At 40.8% G+C, this 17741-nt stretch carries 17 protein-coding genes and 1 riboswitch; of the genes, 8 read left to right on the top strand and 9 right to left on the bottom strand.

All coding sequences use genetic code 11. The features are described from left to right. Positions 1 to 11: 11 nt before the first annotated feature. Positions 12 to 248 (bottom strand): HEAT repeat domain-containing protein, encoded by a 237-nt coding sequence (locus tag M1F25_RS15250; RefSeq protein ID WP_004262089.1) that lies wholly within the window; start codon positions 246 to 248, stop codon positions 12 to 14. A 585-nt stretch (positions 249 to 833) separates the two neighbouring features. Next, a riboswitch (M-box (ykoK) riboswitch) is annotated at positions 834 to 1005 on the top strand. 73 nt (positions 1006 to 1078) lie between these two features. Here M1F25_RS15250 and M1F25_RS15245 point away from each other — a divergent pair. Continuing rightward, positions 1079 to 2149 carry a magnesium transporter gene (locus M1F25_RS15245; protein WP_004262087.1) on the top strand — a complete coding sequence of 357 codons (1071 nt, stop codon included), beginning with the start codon at positions 1079 to 1081 and terminating at the stop codon, positions 2147 to 2149. 32 nt (positions 2150 to 2181) lie between these two features. Here M1F25_RS15245 and M1F25_RS15240 read toward each other — a convergent pair whose 3' ends face one another. Next, positions 2182 to 2715: a SprT family zinc-dependent metalloprotease gene (locus tag M1F25_RS15240; RefSeq protein WP_094961351.1), complete on the bottom strand. Its 534-nt coding sequence runs from the start codon at positions 2713 to 2715 to the stop codon at positions 2182 to 2184. Positions 2716 to 2821: 106 nt separating this feature from the next. Here M1F25_RS15240 and M1F25_RS15235 point away from each other — a divergent pair, with 106 nt between their 5' ends. The 3 genes from M1F25_RS15235 to M1F25_RS15225 are packed head-to-tail and all read left to right on the top strand — an operon-like array spanning position 2822 to position 4002. Then, entirely contained in the window at positions 2822 to 3148 is a 327-nt protein-coding gene (locus M1F25_RS15235; RefSeq protein ID WP_094961352.1) for an ArsR/SmtB family transcription factor, read from the top strand. A gap of 1 nt (position 3149) precedes the next feature. Then, the gene (locus M1F25_RS15230; protein ID WP_144140750.1) at positions 3150 to 3587 is read left to right on the top strand and encodes a YeeE/YedE family protein; all 438 of its coding nucleotides are present in this window, start codon (positions 3150 to 3152) and stop codon (positions 3585 to 3587) included. Between the two features lie 4 nt (positions 3588 to 3591). Continuing rightward, the gene (locus tag M1F25_RS15225) at positions 3592 to 4002 is read left to right on the top strand and encodes a DUF6691 family protein (RefSeq protein ID WP_004262080.1); all 411 of its coding nucleotides are present in this window, start codon (positions 3592 to 3594) and stop codon (positions 4000 to 4002) included. 70 nt (positions 4003 to 4072) lie between these two features. Here the strand turns inward: M1F25_RS15225 and metK are convergent, their stop codons facing one another. Beyond that, positions 4073 to 5224, bottom strand: a complete 1152-nt coding sequence (gene metK, locus M1F25_RS15220; RefSeq protein WP_004262078.1) for a methionine adenosyltransferase — start codon at positions 5222 to 5224, stop codon at positions 4073 to 4075. A gap of 719 nt (positions 5225 to 5943) precedes the next feature. Here metK and speA point away from each other — a divergent pair. The 3 genes from speA to M1F25_RS15205 all read left to right on the top strand — a co-directional run bounded on the left by speA (position 5944) and on the right by M1F25_RS15205 (position 10161). After that, positions 5944 to 7848: a biosynthetic arginine decarboxylase gene (speA, locus tag M1F25_RS15215; protein ID WP_112307307.1), complete on the top strand. Its 1905-nt coding sequence runs from the start codon at positions 5944 to 5946 to the stop codon at positions 7846 to 7848. A gap of 276 nt (positions 7849 to 8124) precedes the next feature. Then, entirely contained in the window at positions 8125 to 9045 is a 921-nt protein-coding gene (gene speB, locus M1F25_RS15210; protein WP_094961355.1) for an agmatinase, read from the top strand. Between the two features lie 336 nt (positions 9046 to 9381). Next, positions 9382 to 10161, top strand: coding sequence for an acetoin reductase (locus M1F25_RS15205; protein WP_004262072.1), 780 nt, complete (start codon positions 9382 to 9384; stop codon positions 10159 to 10161). A 63-nt stretch (positions 10162 to 10224) separates the two neighbouring features. On the opposite strand, the gene M1F25_RS15200 is transcribed toward M1F25_RS15205, so the two are convergent. Next, a complete protein-coding gene (locus tag M1F25_RS15200) occupies positions 10225 to 11100 on the bottom strand; it encodes an alpha/beta fold hydrolase (protein ID WP_004262070.1) in 876 nt (291 codons plus the stop codon). Positions 11101 to 11264: 164 nt separating this feature from the next. Between M1F25_RS15200 and M1F25_RS15195 the strand changes: the two genes are divergently transcribed. Next, positions 11265 to 11513 carry a hypothetical protein gene (locus M1F25_RS15195; protein WP_004262067.1) on the top strand — a complete coding sequence of 83 codons (249 nt, stop codon included), beginning with the start codon at positions 11265 to 11267 and terminating at the stop codon, positions 11511 to 11513. Here M1F25_RS15195 and M1F25_RS15190 read toward each other — a convergent pair. The 5 genes from M1F25_RS15190 to leuC form a co-directional block, all read right to left on the bottom strand. After that, positions 11510 to 12241 carry a TerC family protein gene (locus M1F25_RS15190; protein ID WP_004262066.1) on the bottom strand — a complete coding sequence of 244 codons (732 nt, stop codon included), beginning with the start codon at positions 12239 to 12241 and terminating at the stop codon, positions 11510 to 11512. The genes M1F25_RS15195 and M1F25_RS15190 overlap by 4 nt on opposite strands. Positions 12242 to 12317: 76 nt before the next feature. Next, positions 12318 to 13001, bottom strand: coding sequence for a DNA mismatch repair endonuclease MutH (mutH, locus tag M1F25_RS15185; RefSeq protein WP_036958529.1), 684 nt, complete (start codon positions 12999 to 13001; stop codon positions 12318 to 12320). Between the two features lie 566 nt (positions 13002 to 13567). After that, positions 13568 to 15244: an HTH-type transcriptional regulator SgrR gene (sgrR, locus tag M1F25_RS15180; RefSeq protein ID WP_181488272.1), complete on the bottom strand. Its 1677-nt coding sequence runs from the start codon at positions 15242 to 15244 to the stop codon at positions 13568 to 13570. 480 nt (positions 15245 to 15724) lie between these two features. Then, entirely contained in the window at positions 15725 to 16330 is a 606-nt protein-coding gene (leuD, locus tag M1F25_RS15175) for a 3-isopropylmalate dehydratase small subunit (protein ID WP_094961358.1), read from the bottom strand. A 7-nt stretch (positions 16331 to 16337) separates the two neighbouring features. Beyond that, the gene (leuC, locus tag M1F25_RS15170) at positions 16338 to 17741 is read right to left on the bottom strand and encodes a 3-isopropylmalate dehydratase large subunit (protein WP_181488270.1); all 1404 of its coding nucleotides are present in this window, start codon (positions 17739 to 17741) and stop codon (positions 16338 to 16340) included.

The following is a 17741-nucleotide window of genomic DNA, read 5'->3' as shown; positions in this document are numbered from 1 at the left end:
TGAGAGTGCAATTAATGTTTCGGTAGTGAGCTATGTAAAAAATAAATAGATAATTTACTTAATGTATTAATCGCTGATACAGCAACCTCTTTGTTTGGATCCTGACATAAGTCTATGATTCGTATGATGGCATCATTATATTCAATCGTTGCTTTGAAATCACCTAAAGCAGAAATGGCAGCAATTTTGATTTCATCGTTTACGCGAAATGTTAGTTTCGTTAACATTCCAACAATTACTTTATCCATAATAAAACTTTCACTGTTATATAAAATAAAAAATATTCTAAGATAATTCTTGTAATATTTAATACTAAATTGATATCTGCAATTAAATATTAACAATTTAAAAGAATGCTTTTTAATGATAATTTCGAATTAAATAATGCCTTAAGTGTATTTTCTTACTTCATTATTTATTTGTTGGCTTATTTTTAATATAAAAAACCAACTAATGACTGATATTAGTGATTACTTGTACTCTAATAAAGCGTTTTAATTATATTAAATTGGGCTTACTCCTTTATATTGTTTTTTTGTATTGTACGGTAAATAGAGAATTAAGTTTTGATTAATTATCGGTAAGGTTTACTAAATAATATTACAAATGATACTTTGATTTCTCAAAGGGTTGGTTATTGATAAGTAAATAAATATATTTACTTCAATTCTAATATTCATTCTTATTATTAGTTACATTTTGTTACTTTATAAAGATATATTTAATATAAACTTAAACAGAACCTAAACAATAAGTTTTCCATGCGTAAAAAAACGTAGATATAGGGTGGCAATTAATTCACCAATGGGTATAATTCGCGCCGCATCCAAAGTGCAGTATCTCGTTAGGCGAGGCTCCTATACAAACATAGGTTACTGATCTGACGACGTCGAGAGACGCCCAAGATTAGGACAGGATATATCGACCGAAGGTATATCCCCATGTAACTTCCTGCTAAGTCAGGATACGTTGTATAGTGCTAAAACCGAGACGAAGAGATAGCTTTCGCATTCTCTCATCTGGTTTCGCCCCTATGTGAGTACTGTTTGAGTAACCAACAGTAATAGGGACTAAAAAAATGACATTCACTACCCAGAACAAAGCGGGAGCAGTTGCTATTGCTCAATCCGCAATGAAAGGCGCACGCCTCAAAGACAATAACACACAGCCAGCAAAAGTTGATGATGCAACAGTCAGCGCTTATATGAGTCAATCATATTTGCCAGTATCTGTCGCAGACTCAATAGCTTGCGTGAAAAAAAATCTTATTGAACACCTTGATGGCGAGCAAATCCCAACCTATTTATTTGTTGTCGACAATGACAATTATTTAAATGGCATTCTTTCAGTTAAATCATTATTAGCTTCACCTGAAAATTTATTAGTGTCTGATATCATGCGACACAATTATTTTTCTGTTGCCCCAGAACAATCACGTCATGATGTTTATGATCTGATTAATCATAGCGGTTTAGATATGATACCTGTGGTGCAATTTGGCAAATTAATGGGTGTTTTGCGTCCGCAAGATATCGCCGAATTGATTGAAGATGAGAATACACTCGATGCGCAGCTACAAGGCGCTACTACCCCATTAGATGAGCCCTACTTAACGACAAGCCCTGTAACTTTATGGCGTAAACGTGTCGTTTGGTTGTTGATGCTATTTGTAGCTGAAGCGTATACAGGAACTGTATTAAAAGCATTTGAAGAACAGCTCGAAGCCGCAATTTCGTTAGCGTTTTTCATTCCGCTGTTGATTGGTACAGGCGGTAATAGTGGAACACAAATTACATCAACATTAGTCCGTGCAATGGCACTGGGTGAGGTGAGTTTACGTAACCTGGGTACCGTACTGAAGAAAGAGGTTTCTACCTCATTTTTAGTAGCGGTGACCATCGGTGGTGCGGCATTAATTCGTGCATGGATTTTAGGTGTTGGCCACGAAGTGACTATTGTGGTTAGCTTAACCATCGTTGCCATTACAATGTGGAGTGCGATTGTTTCTTCAATCATTCCAATGGTATTGAAGAAAATGAAAGTGGACCCAGCAGTTGTTTCTGCCCCGTTCATTGCAACTTTCATTGATGGTACAGGCTTAATTATCTACTTTGAAATCGCAAAATTAGTGATGACGGAGTTTGCTTAAGCGCACATCTCAAACTTGATGCGGCAGAAAGTCTAATTTTCTGCCGCAGTGACAGAAATCCCTTCTTGTTTCAATACTTCTCCACATTTTCGACATAAATATTGGTTTTCACCACGTAATACTTTGTTGTGGCGGCGTATGGTTAATTCATGGGACGCTTCACAGGCACAACGGTAGAGAAATGTTTTACTTTTTACTGTTGTAACCGCAAAGTTGTGCGTACGTTTCGCCGTGACTTCCAGTACGTGTTGCATCATCCATTTCCATTCTTTGCCATGCGGTGCGATACCTTTGCGGCCAAATACATGAAAAACCAACAAATGCGCTAATTCATGAGGCACAACTTCATCAATAAATTGCTCTGTATTTTCGATAAGTAAACTGGGGTTAAGGCGAATTTCCCATTCTTTTAAGTAAGCACTACCCGCAGTTGTCCCCCGTTGTTTGTAATTAACCGTTGGCTCTGAAAATGACTGTTCGAGTTTGTGTTCTGCAAGTGCGAGTTTTTCTCGCAATGTGCGCATGACTTGTTGCTGTAAAAAGAGTGGAACACGGATTGTTTTCATGGGGTAAAGGATACGTGAAGGTAATGGACATAAACAAGCAATAATTGACAGTAATTATATAAAAACATATATTGTATTTTTATATAATATTAACTAGAAATAACATATGCCCAATAATACCTCTGAACCGCAACTGTTAGCGATGAAGCAGGCCGCATCAGAAACGGCTTCATTATTGAAAACACTAGGGAATCCAGATCGCTTAATTTTATTATGCCAATTAACACAGGGTGAAGCCTGCGTTAGCGAGTTAGAAGAGCAGTTAGGAATATTACAACCGACACTCTCTCAACAATTAACAGTATTGCGTAATGAAGGCTTAGTGATGACGCGTCGAGAAGGAAAGCGCATTTACTATGCGATAGCAGATGAAAAATTATTTACGTTGCTCAATACGTTATATCAGCTTTATTGCCCTGTGAAGGAGAAATGAAATGACAATAGATTGGGCTAATTTTACGCCACTTTCTGCCGCGATTGGCGGTGTGTTGATTGGCTTAGCCGCAGCAATTTTATTAGTGTTTAACGGTCGTATTGCAGGTATCAGCGGTATTTTAGGCGGGTTATTGAAACCAGCTAAGGGGGATACTGCATGGAAATTGGCATTTATTATTGGTTTGATGAGTGCCCCAACGTTGTTTACTTGGTTGGCGTATACACCAGAAGTTAACATTGCGACCAGCACACCTATTTTAGTATTAGCTGGGTTATTTGTCGGTTTTGGCTCACGACTGGGAAGTGGCTGTACTAGCGGTCATGGGATCTGCGGTATGGCAAGGTTATCCCGTCGTTCAATTGTTGCAGTATTAGTCTTTATGATTGTTGCTTTTGCGACAGTCGCACTAGCCAACCATTATGGGATAGGGAGATAAAGCAATGCCTATTCTTATCGCATTAATTTCAGGGATACTGTTTGGTTTAGGATTGGTCATTGCCGGGATGGGAAATCCAGCAAAAATTTTGGCATTTTTAGATATTACGGGAACGTGGGATCCTTCTTTATTAATTACGATGGCAGTTGGAATGGTAATCAGTGGTATTGCTTTCTTAGGGGTTAAAAAACGCTCTGTTAGTGTACTTAATTGCCCATTGCAAATTCCTACCAATCAAACGATAGATAAAAAACTAGTCACCGGAAGTGTATTATTTGGTGTGGGGTGGGGGTTAGCGGGGATTTGCCCAGGGCCTGCATTATTGTTAACAGGAATGGGATTGACACAAGGGATAATATTTACATTAGCAATGGTTGCGGGGATGGCTATCTTCCAGTTTACGCAAAAAAATTAATCGTTCATTGTGAGCAATAAAAAACCCATCATTAGATGGGTTTTTGTATGTAACTTATTGACCAAAGAGATTACAGGCCTGCAGCGGCACGCAATGCTTCAGCTTTGTCAGTTTTTTCCCAAGGGAACTGAGAACGACCAAAATGGCCATATGAAGCAGTTTGTTGGTAAATCGGGTGTAATAAATCAAGCATTTTGATTAAGCCATAAGGGCGTAAATCAAAGAATTCACGAACTAATTGAATCAATAATGACTCATCAACTTTACCTGTTCCAAAGGTTTCTACCATAATCGATGTCGGTTCTGCCACGCCGATAGCGTAAGAAACTTGGATTTCACAACGGTCAGCAAGGCCCGCGGCGACAATGTTTTTTGCCACGTAACGTGCTGCATAGGCTGCTGAACGGTCAACTTTTGACGGGTCTTTACCAGAGAATGCCCCACCACCATGGCGAGCCATACCGCCGTAAGTATCTACAATAATTTTACGGCCTGTTAAACCACAGTCACCCATAGGACCACCGATAACAAAGCGACCCGTTGGGTTAATAAAGTATTTTGTATCTTTTGATAACCATTCTGCCGGTAGGACTGGCTTGATGATTTCTTCCATCACGGCTTCATGCAGGTCTTTTTGTTGAATATCTTCAGAATGCTGAGTCGATAAAACAACAGCGTCAATACCGACAATTTTATTATTGTCGTATTGGAAAGTAACCTGACTTTTTGCATCTGGGCGTAACCATGGCAATGTGCCATTTTTACGGACATCTGCTTGGCGTTGAACTAAGCGGTGTGCATAAGTAATAGGAGCAGGCATTAATACATCAGTTTCGTTGGTTGCATAACCAAACATTAGGCCTTGGTCACCGGCACCTTGTTCTGATGGGTCAACACGATCAACACCTTGATTGATATCGGGCGACTGTTTACCAATCGCACTTAAAACGGCACATGAATTGGCATCGAAGCCCATTTCGGAACTGGTGTAGCCAATTTCGCGAACAGTTTTGCGCGTGATTTCTTCAATATCAACCCAAGCACTGGTGGTGATTTCTCCCCCGACCATTACCATACCTGTTTTGACGTAGGTTTCGCAGGCAACGCGAGCTTTCGGGTCTTGTTCCAGAATAGCATCAAGTACTGCGTCAGAGATTTGATCAGCAATTTTATCTGGATGCCCTTCTGATACAGACTCAGAAGTAAAGAGATGTGTAGCCATGAGATTAATACCTTAAGAATTCGCAAATTTATAATTGGATGTTTTAACATCTAGACGGCTATTTTAGTCCCATACAGTAAAAATTTCTACCTGTATTTATATAAAAAACGAATAGAGACATAAAACAACCATTGGTAAAGTTTTATCGCAATTTAGTCATTTTGGTTTTGCTTTTTGAGCGCAATAGATGTATAAACTGCGACCGTAACGGATGGTTGTTATTTCCCGTTATATACCAGCAGAATAATATAAAACTTCTGCTATCTATCAGGAATGTTTATAAACTTTTGAATTTCAATAAAAAATAAGGTGATATAGCTTAAATCAACAGGTCAAACTGCCAAAATAGTGCTACCACATTGAAATTTTAAAGGGGTAAACAGTTATATTGGGGGTTAATGGGTAATGATCCATAATCTACTGAATAACAGTATCCAACCGTCATATGCGGATCGCCGCGTGACTTTGGCATTTACTTTCCTGTCATTCTTTACTTCATCACGAAGTTACCGTCACATCTTTAATACACCTTCGAGGCTGAGTCATTAATCTGTCAGCTTAAGGTCGTATATTGTCACTGTTTAGAAGTTCTAAGCACTTTTTATTAAAATCTGAGTATTGCCGTTTCCCCGACATAACTGCCTTGCAGTGTTATGTCTTCACTGACATACATCAGGAAGGAGAACGCGTCACTCACCCCTCCATAAAAGGAGTTTATTATGAATGATAATATCGCTCGCAAAATGCGTCAGACGTACAACATCGCGTATTGGGGTGGTGGTTACTATCAGGTGAATGAGCGCGGAAATGTCTGTGTTTGCCCGAACCCTGAGAACCCTGACACCTTTGTTGATTTAGCTGACCTCGTTAATCAGGTTAAAGAAGAGCAGGAGCATTTACGCTTGCCTGCACTGTTTTGTTTCCCGCAAATCTTGCAGCACCGTTTACGTTCAATAAACGCAGCATTTAGACGTGCACGTGAGTCTTATGGCTATAAAGGCGATTATTTCCTGGTTTATCCAATAAAAGTTAACCAGCAACGCCGAGTCATTGAATCACTGGTTAATTCTGGGGAACCGTTAGGGCTTGAAGCGGGTTCAAAAGCTGAATTAATGGCCGTTTTAGCGAACGCAGGTAAAACACAAACCGTTATCGTCTGTAATGGATATAAAGACCGTGAATATATCCGATTAGCATTAATTGGGGAAAAATTGGGTCACAAGGTTTACCTTGTTATCGAAAAAATGTCTGAGATTGAGATGGTATTGGCAGAAGCGGAAAGCTTAAATGTCACGCCACGCTTAGGGGTTCGTGCCCGTTTGGCTTCCCAAGGCTCAGGTAAATGGCAGGCAAGTGGCGGTGAAAAATCTAAATTTGGTTTGGCTGCAACTCAAGTACTGCAATTAGTGGAAATTTTACGCAATGCCAATCGCCTAGATAGCCTGCAGTTGCTTCATTTCCATTTAGGCTCCCAGATGGCTAATATTCGTGATATCGCAACCGGTGTCCGTGAATCAGCCCGTTTTTATGTTGAATTGCATCGCCTAGGAGTCAACATTCAGTGCTTTGATGTGGGTGGTGGCCTAGGTGTTGACTATGAAGGTACTCGCTCTCAATCCGATTGCTCAGTCAACTATGGCTTAAATGAATATGCCAACAATGTCATTTGGGCGATTGGGGATGCGTGTGAAGAGTTTGATTTACCACATCCAACGGTAATTACGGAATCAGGCCGTGCGTTGACAGCGCACCATACGGTGTTAGTGTCCAATGTGATTGGGGTTGAACGTAATGAATTTACCAAAACAACACCGCCTCATGAAGATGCGCCACGTTCATTAATTTCTTTATGGGAAACGTGGGAGTCAATGCAGCACCAAGGTAATAGCCGTTCATTACGCGAATGGTTGCATGATAGCCAGTTCGACTTACAAGAAGCGCACACTCAATATGCTCATGGTGTGTTAGATTTGACCCAACGTGCATGGGCAGAAGAGTTATACCTAAATATTTGCCGCCGCATTCAACAGGATTTAGATCCAAGCAATCGTGCTCATCGTCCGATAATCGACGAACTCCAAGAGCGCATGGCTGATAAGTTTTATGTGAATTTTTCCTTATTCCAATCGCTACCAGACTCTTGGGGAATTGACCAAGTGTTCCCAGTATTACCGATTGAAGGGTTAGATAAACCATTAGACCGTCGTGCAGTACTGTTAGATATCACCTGTGACTCAGACGGTATTATTGACCATTACGTTGATGGTGATGGCGTTGAAACCACAATGCCAATGCCCGCATATGACCCAGAAAACCCACCAATGATAGGTTTCTTTATGATTGGGGCATACCAAGAAATTTTAGGTAATATGCATAATCTGTTTGGTGATACCGCAGCAATAGATGTCTGGGTTGATAGCCAAGGTAATCTGCGTTACTTGCAAAGTGAAGAGGGCGATTCTGTGGCAGATATGCTGCAATACGTCAAATTAGTCCCAGAAGTCCTATTAGAAAGTTTCACAGAGCAAGTAAAAGGGACAGGCTTGAGTGAGCAGTTACAAAAAGACTTTGTCGCTGAGTTCGAGAATGGTTTGTATGGGTATACTTATTTAGAAGACGAATAAATGCTCAATGCGCGTTATATTTCGCACCGTCGCGTTGTTGGCTGCATTTGCCAACCCTAGTCACATACTTGTGTATGCTCCTAGGGATTGGCTCATTTTGCCGCCTAGCGACAGCACGAACTATTTAGCGCATTAAGATACTGAACAGATAATAACTTTGTGCAAATAACATGATTTGTTTATTATTTATACTGTGCGAAGTTGATTTAGGTAGAACGATTCGAATCGAATATTAAAAGGGCTTGCTAACGGGCAGGCCTATTTTGAGGAACAGAAATGATAAATAGTACTTTAGGCAATCAAGTTGATAATTCACTGGTTTCTAACGCATTTGGTTTCTTACGTTTCCCGCTGAATTTTCAGCCTTATAGTTCAGATGCAGAGTGGGTGATCACCGGTGTACCCTTCGATATGGCAACTTCAGGTCGTGCAGGTAGTCGTCATGGGCCAGCCGCAATTCGCCAAGTTTCCACAAATCTTGCATGGGAAAGCCACCGCTGGCCTTGGAATTTCAAGTTAACAGACCGTTTGAATGTTGTTGACTGTGGTGATGTGGTATTTGCTTTTGGTGATGCGCAAGACATGAGTGACAAGCTGCAAGCACACACTGAAAAACTACTTGAATCAGGTAAACGTTGCTTGACCTTTGGTGGTGACCATTTCGTTACACTGCCATTGCTGCGAGCTCATGCGAAACACTTTGGTAAAATGGCCTTAGTTCATTTCGATGCACACACGGACACCTATGGCAATGGTAGCAAATTTGACCACGGAACCATGTTCTATCATGCACCAAAAGAAGGTCTGATCGACCCAAATCATTCAGTACAAATTGGTATTCGTACCGAACATGACAGCGACAATGGCTTTACTGTATTGGATGCAGGTCAGGTGAATGATCGCAGTGTGGATGATATGGTTGCGCAAATCAAAGAGATTGTTGGCGACCTACCCGTTTACCTGACTTTCGATATTGACTGCCTTGATCCAGCGTTTGCGCCGGGGACAGGAACCCCTGTTATTGGTGGTTTAACGTCAGATCGTGCATTGAAATTATTGCGTGGAATACAGTCTTTAAACATCGTGGGTATGGATTTAGTCGAAGTGGCTCCGGCTTATGACCAATCTGAAATCACGGCACTCGCCGCAGCGTCTATTGCATTAGAAATGCTGTATATCCAAGCTGCTAAAAAATAAGTTATTTATATTTTACTGTATCAAGAAGCCACCGATTGGTGGCTTTTTTATATCCACAATTTATCTATGTGATTATTAATTATACTGAAAATGAAGGAATCGCACTTTTTGTTTATTGAGTTGAGAATGATTTTTATTAACAATAATCTTGTAATTTACGTCTATATGCTTTTTTCTACGGTAAAAAAAATATATTCACCATGTTAATAGTGTAATATTTTTTATAAATATTAAATGTTAGAGTAAAATCATTGCTTTGTAACTTGTTGTTATTGTTGCTAACTTAATATTAAAGGTGAACTAGTCAATTTGGCTATTACTCAGTAGGAGATAAGTATGGCGTTAAATAATAAAGTTATTTTAGTTACTGGTGCAGCTCAAGGGATTGGCCGTGGTATCGCACTACGTTTAGCGAAAGAAGGGGCTGATATCGCACTGGTAGATTTGAAAAAAGACAAGCTCCAAGATGTTGCCAAAGAAATTGAAGCTTTAGGCCGTAAAGTAACAACATTTGCCGCAGATATCAGTCAACGTGACCAAGTTTTTGCTGCGGTGGCTCATGCAGAAGCTGAGTTAGGTGGTTTTGATGTAATGATTAATAACGCAGGGATTGCACAAGTTAAGCCAATCGCTGATGTTCGCCAAGAAGATATGGATTTAATCTTCAAAATCAACGTAGATGGAACCATGTGGGGAATTCAAGCTGCCAGTGAAAAATTCCAAGAACGTAAACAAAAAGGAAAAATCATCAACGCCTCCTCTATTGCAGGACATGATGGTTTTGCGATGTTAGGAGTTTACTCCGCTACAAAATTTGCGGTACGTGCATTAACTCAAGCGGCTGCAAAAGAGTATGCAAGTTCAGGTATAACTGTGAATGCTTATTGCCCAGGTATTGTTGGAACAGATATGTGGGTAGAGATTGATGAGCGCTTCTCTGAAATCACCGGTACGCCAAAAGGTGAAACCTATAAAAAATATGTCGAAGGCATCGCATTAGGTCGTGCGCAAACGCCAGATGATGTGGCTGGTTTGGTTGCATTCTTAGCGAGCGATGATTCTGACTATATTACTGGTCAATCTATTTTGACTGATGGCGGGATTGTGTACCGTTAATTCACTTATGTGAATCTAGGATGTAAATAATAGCCGCGATGAATAACTCATCGCGGTTTTTGCTTATGTAGCGTGCTGCTGAATATCGGCTAAAATAGCTTCTGCTTGTGTCCAAAGTAGGGAGCCTCCCTCATCACTTAATAAATGATGTTGGCAATTGGGGAAACGGCTGGCTAATATTTTGCCAAAATCAGGGGAATGAACTGTGCTCATATCGAGTTCGCCATACCATAAAGAGACTGGCACGCGGGTCGTTTCAGGGGTGAATTCCCATTTCTGTAATGCAATTAATAAGTCTTGAACATAACCTTGGTTGCCTTGGGCGAAAGCACGTCGCATGCAATGGCTATATGCCTCAAGGAAATGTTCTTCATTATAGAGTTGCTGGTCTATTTCTGCGCTGCAATTAAGAATAAATGCTAATAACCACTCACCAGTGACATTTTTTAATAACCAATCAGACAGCGCTTTAGGGGTGTTAAGGGCTTGTTCTTGCATGTTCACAACATCAGCACTGAGTACCGCACGAGTTGCAGGGTATTCAAATTGGTCTTGTCCTGACACGATAGACAGTGAAATAGGTTGGCAATAGTGGGCGACGGCCATGGCAAAAACGGCGCCTTGAGAAAAACCGACAACTGAAAATTGAGTAATAGATTGTTCATCTAGTAGGGCTTGAACATCCATAGCAAAGCTTTTCAATGATTTTTCAGGGTGAAATGTTGACTCACCAAGACCCGCGCGTTCAGGAACAATTAAACGAATATTTAGTTTTTCGAGTAAATCCAAACCAAACCCTAATGAACCACTCATTCCCGCTCCAGTACAAAAAATAACAGGAAAACCTGTTTTAGGGCCTGATTCGAACCAGCAAAATAGACGGCTATCAGGTAATTTCATCGTGTGTTGATTCAGGTTGGTTAGTGGAACGTTATACATGGTGAATTCCTAACACAGAGCAGGTACAGATTGGGTGATAAGATAGGTCAGTTAATAATTATTAAAACTGGCATTGTTATAGTTACAATTTTAAAGTATTAAATAGGTAAAATGCAAAATATTAGCGTAATAAACATCAATTCATTAACAAAGAGAAGAGTAAAATGGCATTTTCCGAATCAGAAAAGCAGATTTTGTTGGCCGTTAAAGGTGTCGGTCCCATGGTGATTAGCCGCTTAGAACAAATGGGTTTTAGCTCACTCGCACAACTGAGTGAAGCATCTTACGATGAAATTTTAATTTCTGGTGCTGCATTGACAGGTTCAAGTTGCTGGAAAAATAGCCCGCAAGCAAAAAAAGCGGTAGAGGGGGCTATTTTAGCGGCTAAACAGGCGGTTAGGTCACCATCTTAATTAGTTTGATTTCTGGTTTTCCATTTTTTGCTGCGCAAGATATTAAGGACTTGTACTGCCATGGAAAAGAACATCGCAAAGTAGATATAGCCTTTTGATACGTGAACTTGAACACTTTCAAGTAGTAAAGTGAAACCAACTAGAATCAAAAACGATAAGGCTAAGATTTTTACGGAGGGGTAGCGCTCAACAAAGTCGCCAATGGGTTTGGCTGCAAGCATCATAATGAGTACAGCGATGACTACCGCTGCCATCATGATAAATAAGTGGTCTGATAGCCCCACTGCGGTGATCACGGAATCTAAACTGAAGATAATGTCTAATAAAGCAATTTGCACGATAGCGCCCCAAAATGAGCTCACTTTTTTATTTGCTAGATTATTTTCACTTTCCCCTTCAATCGTATCAAAAATTTCTTGGCTTGCTTTCCAAATAAGGAAAATCCCACCTGCGCATAATATGAGATCGCGAGCGGATACAACATGGTCTGCGACAGTGAAAAGCGGCGTGGTAAGGCGTGATAACCAAGCAATCGAAGCCAATAACGCAAGGCGCATCACCATTGCCGCAATAAGGCCTGTCCGTCTGGCACTATTTTGCTGGTGGCTTGGAAGCTTGCTCACCACAATACTGAGGAAAATAATATTATCGATGCCTAGGACAATTTCTAATATGGTTAGTGTGGCGAGTGCCATCCAAGCATTGGGGTCCAGTATCCATTCAAACATCTTAGTACCTTCTAATTAACAAATTAAACAGTGATAATAATTTATCGTCTGCTTTGGTACAGGCGATGGTTAGCGACTAACTTAGATTAAAATGCCGCGCTAACAGGGGCGCGGTAAAATCTTTTTTGAGATAAAAACCACGAGGTAGCGTCATAATCGGTTGACCGAACTCACCAATCGCTTCAGTTAGTGCCTTATTGTTTGCGGCCTTAGGGCGGATCTGTAATACCTGCCCATGGCGTGCAGTGATACTTTCCACTTTGCCTAATACAATGAGGTCCATTAGCTCTTCCCAATCTTGTCTTAGTAACTGTTCTTCAAAGGGAGATGGGCTCCAGATTAACGGGTTTGCGACTCTGCGTTGTGAGAGTGGAATTTGCCTTTCCCCTTCGATAGGAAACCATAAAATGCGGGATAGTTTGCGGCGAACATGGCTATTTTCCCATGTTAAGCCACTATTCCCCGTTAATGGCGCTACAGAAACAAAGGTCGTTTCGAGTGGAGCACCATAACGGTCAATAGGAATGGTTTTTAATTCAATCCCAATATGAGCGAAATCTTGCTCTGCCTTGCTTCCCGCACTCGCACCTAAATAATATTCCAATAGCATACCAACCCAGCCTTTATCTCGTTTGAGGTCAGGAGGGATAGGGATAGCAGCATGTTGGGCGAGCTCACCAAGCGTATAGCCAGCAAGGGCTTGCGCTCGACCCATTAAGGTTGCTTCGTTATCAGGTGGCGGTGGCGCAATAAATGGCATCATGGTTTGAATATTAATGTATAAAAAGTAGCCAGTGAAAATACATAGAACTGAAGAAGTATAACACTTTTTCTTTGATGTTTTTAACTATTTGATATATAGGGATATAATGTTATTTATTCATCCAGGTTATAAATTATTACAGAGGTTATTCAAGTTCATCCCAAGATAATCACAGGATCATGCACTAGGTTATCCACAGGATTTCTGGATAACTGTGAAAAATAGAGATTACTGTGTGTATTTACAGCCTTGACTAAACGGATTTTATGACGAGCATCACAAAATATGAGTAAGTTGAGCACATATCTTGTGGATAAATACAACGTTGTTTGATCTTTGCTCAGTTAAAGTCTTAAGTATTTTAGCTAGAAAAATAGCCAGTGGATAAAACGCTTTTTTGTTATTTACTTGTTTGATTTATCAATGATTATTTGATTGTGCTTTTTTTTGATAAAAAAGTGGCTTGGGGATATACCCTGATTACCATGAGGTTGTTCACATGGATATCCACAGAAAAAGTGAATAACATCCTTATTATTCATTTTATCTGTTTATAACTATCATTATTTTGCTAGGTTATCCTCAGAGGGTTTAAACCATGCAGATTTAAAATCAAACCAGCCAAAAGTATTCATCCGCACGCCGCGCATGGTTTTTTGGCCTTGTAGTTCAAGCCAATGATGAAAAATAGGGTGGAAAATTTGCGAGTCAATTAAGCTTTCACACCAGGCTTCTACATCTAATTGGTTATTACGCCATAGATTAAGTTCATCGCGGAGAGTGTTATTAAGGCATTCGCGCAGTAATGGCATTTCGTACAAGGTAGCAAAGATAGAAAATTCAAGAGGTTTAAAAAAGTTAGCTGTTGCTAACCAAATATCACTTTGCCCATTGCCATTAAACCAATCATCATAATCAATGATATTAATCTTGAGCTCCACGCCTTGTGTCTGTAACACGCGTTTCATAATTTGGCTAATCGCATAGAACTCATGGTGGTTGCGATAAAAAGTAACAGTCAGCTCAGTCAAATCTTCAGGCTTAGGGAACAAGGTTAGCATTTTACTATGATGCCAATGGAGTAATAAGCCATAAGCTGGCGCCCAATGGCGCTGATAAAACGGTTCACAATGGGCAAGTAGGTTGACAGGTGTTAAAAAGCTACATAACCATTTACGGACATCTTCACGCTGAGCAACCGGTGAGCGCTGATCCATTAAGAGGAAATAGCAGCCTTCTTCCATGCGGCTTTCAAGTGAATCATTATGGTGCTTGTCACCATCCATTTTTAATGTCGTACAAACCATTTGTTCTGAAAGTTCAGGAACCACCCAAATGGTCACTTCATCTAGCAGTGCACGATAGCCAAAATAGCGGTCGAAAGCCGTGATAGTCAGCTTTTGTGGCAAGTTTTTTTCTACTTGATAGGGGCCAGTGCCGATAGGACAACGGCTAAAGTTTTCGAGGCTCTCCCACTCTTTCGGTAAAATAGCCGCATGATGACTGCCTAATAACCAAGGTAGCTGTTTATCAGGCTCACTTAACGTGATATCAATAACATAAGGTTGCGGTGAGCTGACGGATTGTATATGTGAAAATAGCGGCCAACAGGTTTTTAAGCGTAAAAGGGAATAGATAATATCGTCGGCAACCATTTCTCTCCCATGGTGGAAATAAATAGCAGGGCGTAAATAGAAACGCCATTGGGTATCACTTATGGGTTGCCAATGGTGGGCAAGGCCATCTTCCACTTCCCCTTTTTCCTCATTTATATGGGTAAGGCCATTAAATATTTGGCTCATCAAGTGAATTTCTGAGCGGCGCATGGGGGCGCCAGGAAGAAGTGTCGGGAAATCTCGATAATAAATAATCCGTAATAAATTCTTACCTTGTCGATAGCTGCGTTCCAGTTCAGACAATACCATTTGGCGAATGGTTTCCTTATCACCCACTAGGGCGACAAGTTTTTCAATACTTTCTTCTTTGAGTAGTTGTTCAGCCTGTGCCTGTTGTAGCTCTAAGCCATTAACATGAAAAATAAGGGCCGAGCGTTTTCCTCGACCAGACTCAGCCTGCCAACTGAGCCAACCTTGTGACTTCATATTATTAAGCAGCGTCCGAACATGACGGCGAGAGCAAAACAGCGTATCAGCGATATCTTGCAGAGTTGTTTCACTGTCTTGGCCCTTAAAATGTTGCCAGAGACGAATGAATTGGGTTTGTAATCGCGAATTAGACATAAAAGAGGAACTCCGGCAAAAAATACATCAATTTTAATTTCCTAAAATCTCACGATAATAGAAGGCAGTAAGTAGCTCGTTTGGCCTGCATGTTGCAGGCCGACTCCCCCATTTAGAGTAATGGTGTTTATCACCGAGCCGGTTTTTACCGGCTTTTTTTTATTTTTTCGTCATATTTCGCACTGTCGCGTTGTTGGTTTCGTTCAGCTACTTGGGTCACATACTTATGTATGCTCCCCAAGATATCTTCTCTCACCGCCTAGCTACAGTGCGAACTATTTAGAAAAAATCGTTCAGTTAAAGGCAAAAATCTTATTTTGTTATTAATTATACAGGAAGAATTTAATGAGGAAGTAGTTTGAGGTCGTAAATTTGTTAATAAGGATTAATTCCGCATTTTTGGTGCGAAGTAGGCGGTTTAGTTGGATAATTAGAGCTAAAAGAGGAACTACGCCCACCAAAGTAGGCGTAGAAAAGGATTTACTGCATAAAGGATGGAATCTTGCTTTCAAAATCGGTGATCTGGTCGACATGCTGCAACGTCAAACCAATACTATCCAAGCCATTCATCATGCAGTGGCGGCGGAAGCTATCAATTTCAAAATGATAGGTTTTATCACCAGCAGTCACGGTTTGAGCTTCTAAGTCTACCGTAAACTGGCAACCTTCATGGCTATTAACATAGTTAAACAGCTCATCCACTTCAGTTTCACTTAATTTGATTGGTAATAATTGGTTGTTGAACGAGTTACCATAAAAAATATCAGCAAAGCTTGGGGCGATAACCACTTGAATACCAAAGTCAGTTAATGCCCAAGGTGCGTGCTCACGGGATGAACCGCAACCAAAGTTTTCGCGAGCTAATAAAATACTTGCCCCTTTAAAAACTGGCTTATTTAAGACGAAATCAGGGTTAGGTTGTTGCCCGTTCTCATCTAAAAAGCGCCAGTCATTAAACAAGTGTTGCCCAAAACCTGTGCGAGTCACTTTTTGCAAAAACTGTTTAGGGATAATGGCATCAGTATCCACATTGGCTGCATCTAAAGGAGCGACAATCCCGACGTGTGTAATAAACTTTTCCATCATTTTCTCCTTAGATTTGAATATCACGTACATCAGCAAAATGGCCATTAATCGCTGCGGCTGCTGCCATTGCTGGGCTAACCAAGTGAGTACGACCTGCGCGACCTTGGCGGCCTTCAAAGTTACGGTTACTGGTTGATGCACAGCGTTCGCCAGGGTTTAAGCGGTCATTATTCATCGCTAAACACATAGAGCAACCCGGTAAACGCCATTCAAAACCCGCTTCAATGAAAATTTTATCTAAACCTTCTTGCTCAGCTTGGGCCTTAACAGGGCCAGATCCCGGAACAACAATAGCTTGTACGCCATTAGCCACTTTTTTACCTTTTGCAATTGCAGCAGCGGCACGTAAATCTTCAATACGTGAATTCGTACATGAACCAATAAATACTTTGTCAATTTTGACATCAGATAATTTAATGCCAGACTCTAACCCCATGTAAGCTAATGCTTTTTCAGCGGAAGCTCGTTCAACAGGGTCTGTAAATGACTCAGGAGCAGGGATCGGCTGGTTGATGGCAATCACCTGCCCAGGGTTGGTTCCCCAAGTGACTTGTGGCGCGATGCTACTTGCTTGAATAGTGATGACTTTATCAAATTGTGCATCATCATCCGTTTTTAATGTTTTCCAATAAGCAACCGCATCGTCCCATTGTTGGCCTTTAGGTGCAAATTGGCGACCTTTCATATAGGCAAAAGTGGTTTCATCCGGTGCGATAATTCCCGCTTTCGCGCCTAATTCAATTGCCATGTTGCATACCGTCATGCGGCCTTCCATGCTTAAGTTTTCGATAGCTTCACCACAAAACTCAACAATATAGCCAGTACCGCCTGCGCTGCCCGTTGTACCGATAATCGCTAAAACGATATCTTTTGCGGTAATACCTGCTGGAGCTTTGCCTACGACTTCAATTTTCATTGTTTTAGCGCGTGCTTGTTTCAGCGTTTGAGTCGCCATCACGTGCTCAACCTCAGATGTTCCGATACCAAAGGCTAATGAGCCAAATGCACCGTGTGTTGCGGTGTGGGAGTCTCCACATACAATGGTCATACCGGGTAAAGTAATACCTTGCTCAGGCCCCATCACATGGACAATACCTTGGTATGGGTGATTCAAATCATATAAAGTTACGCCAAACTCTTTACAGTTTTTCATCAACTCTTGCATTTGAATACGAGCCATATCGCCACACGCATTAATATCTTTGGTTTGCGTTGATACGTTGTGATCCATTGTGGCAAATGTTTTATTTGGTTGATGTAAAGGACGTTTCTTAGTTCTCAAACCATCAAACGCTTGAGGTGATGTCACTTCATGTACCAAATGGCGATCGATATAAATCAAAGGGATTTCATTTTCGACCTCACGGACAACGTGAGCATCATACAATTTTTGATATAAAGTCTTGGCCAT

It is taken from the genome of Providencia sp. PROV109 (assembly GCF_033681625.1).
Lineage (GTDB): Bacteria > Pseudomonadota > Gammaproteobacteria > Enterobacterales > Enterobacteriaceae > Providencia > Providencia hangzhouensis.
The sequence above is the reverse complement of the archived record's forward strand: the minus strand, read 5'-3'. Positions and strand labels throughout refer to the sequence as shown.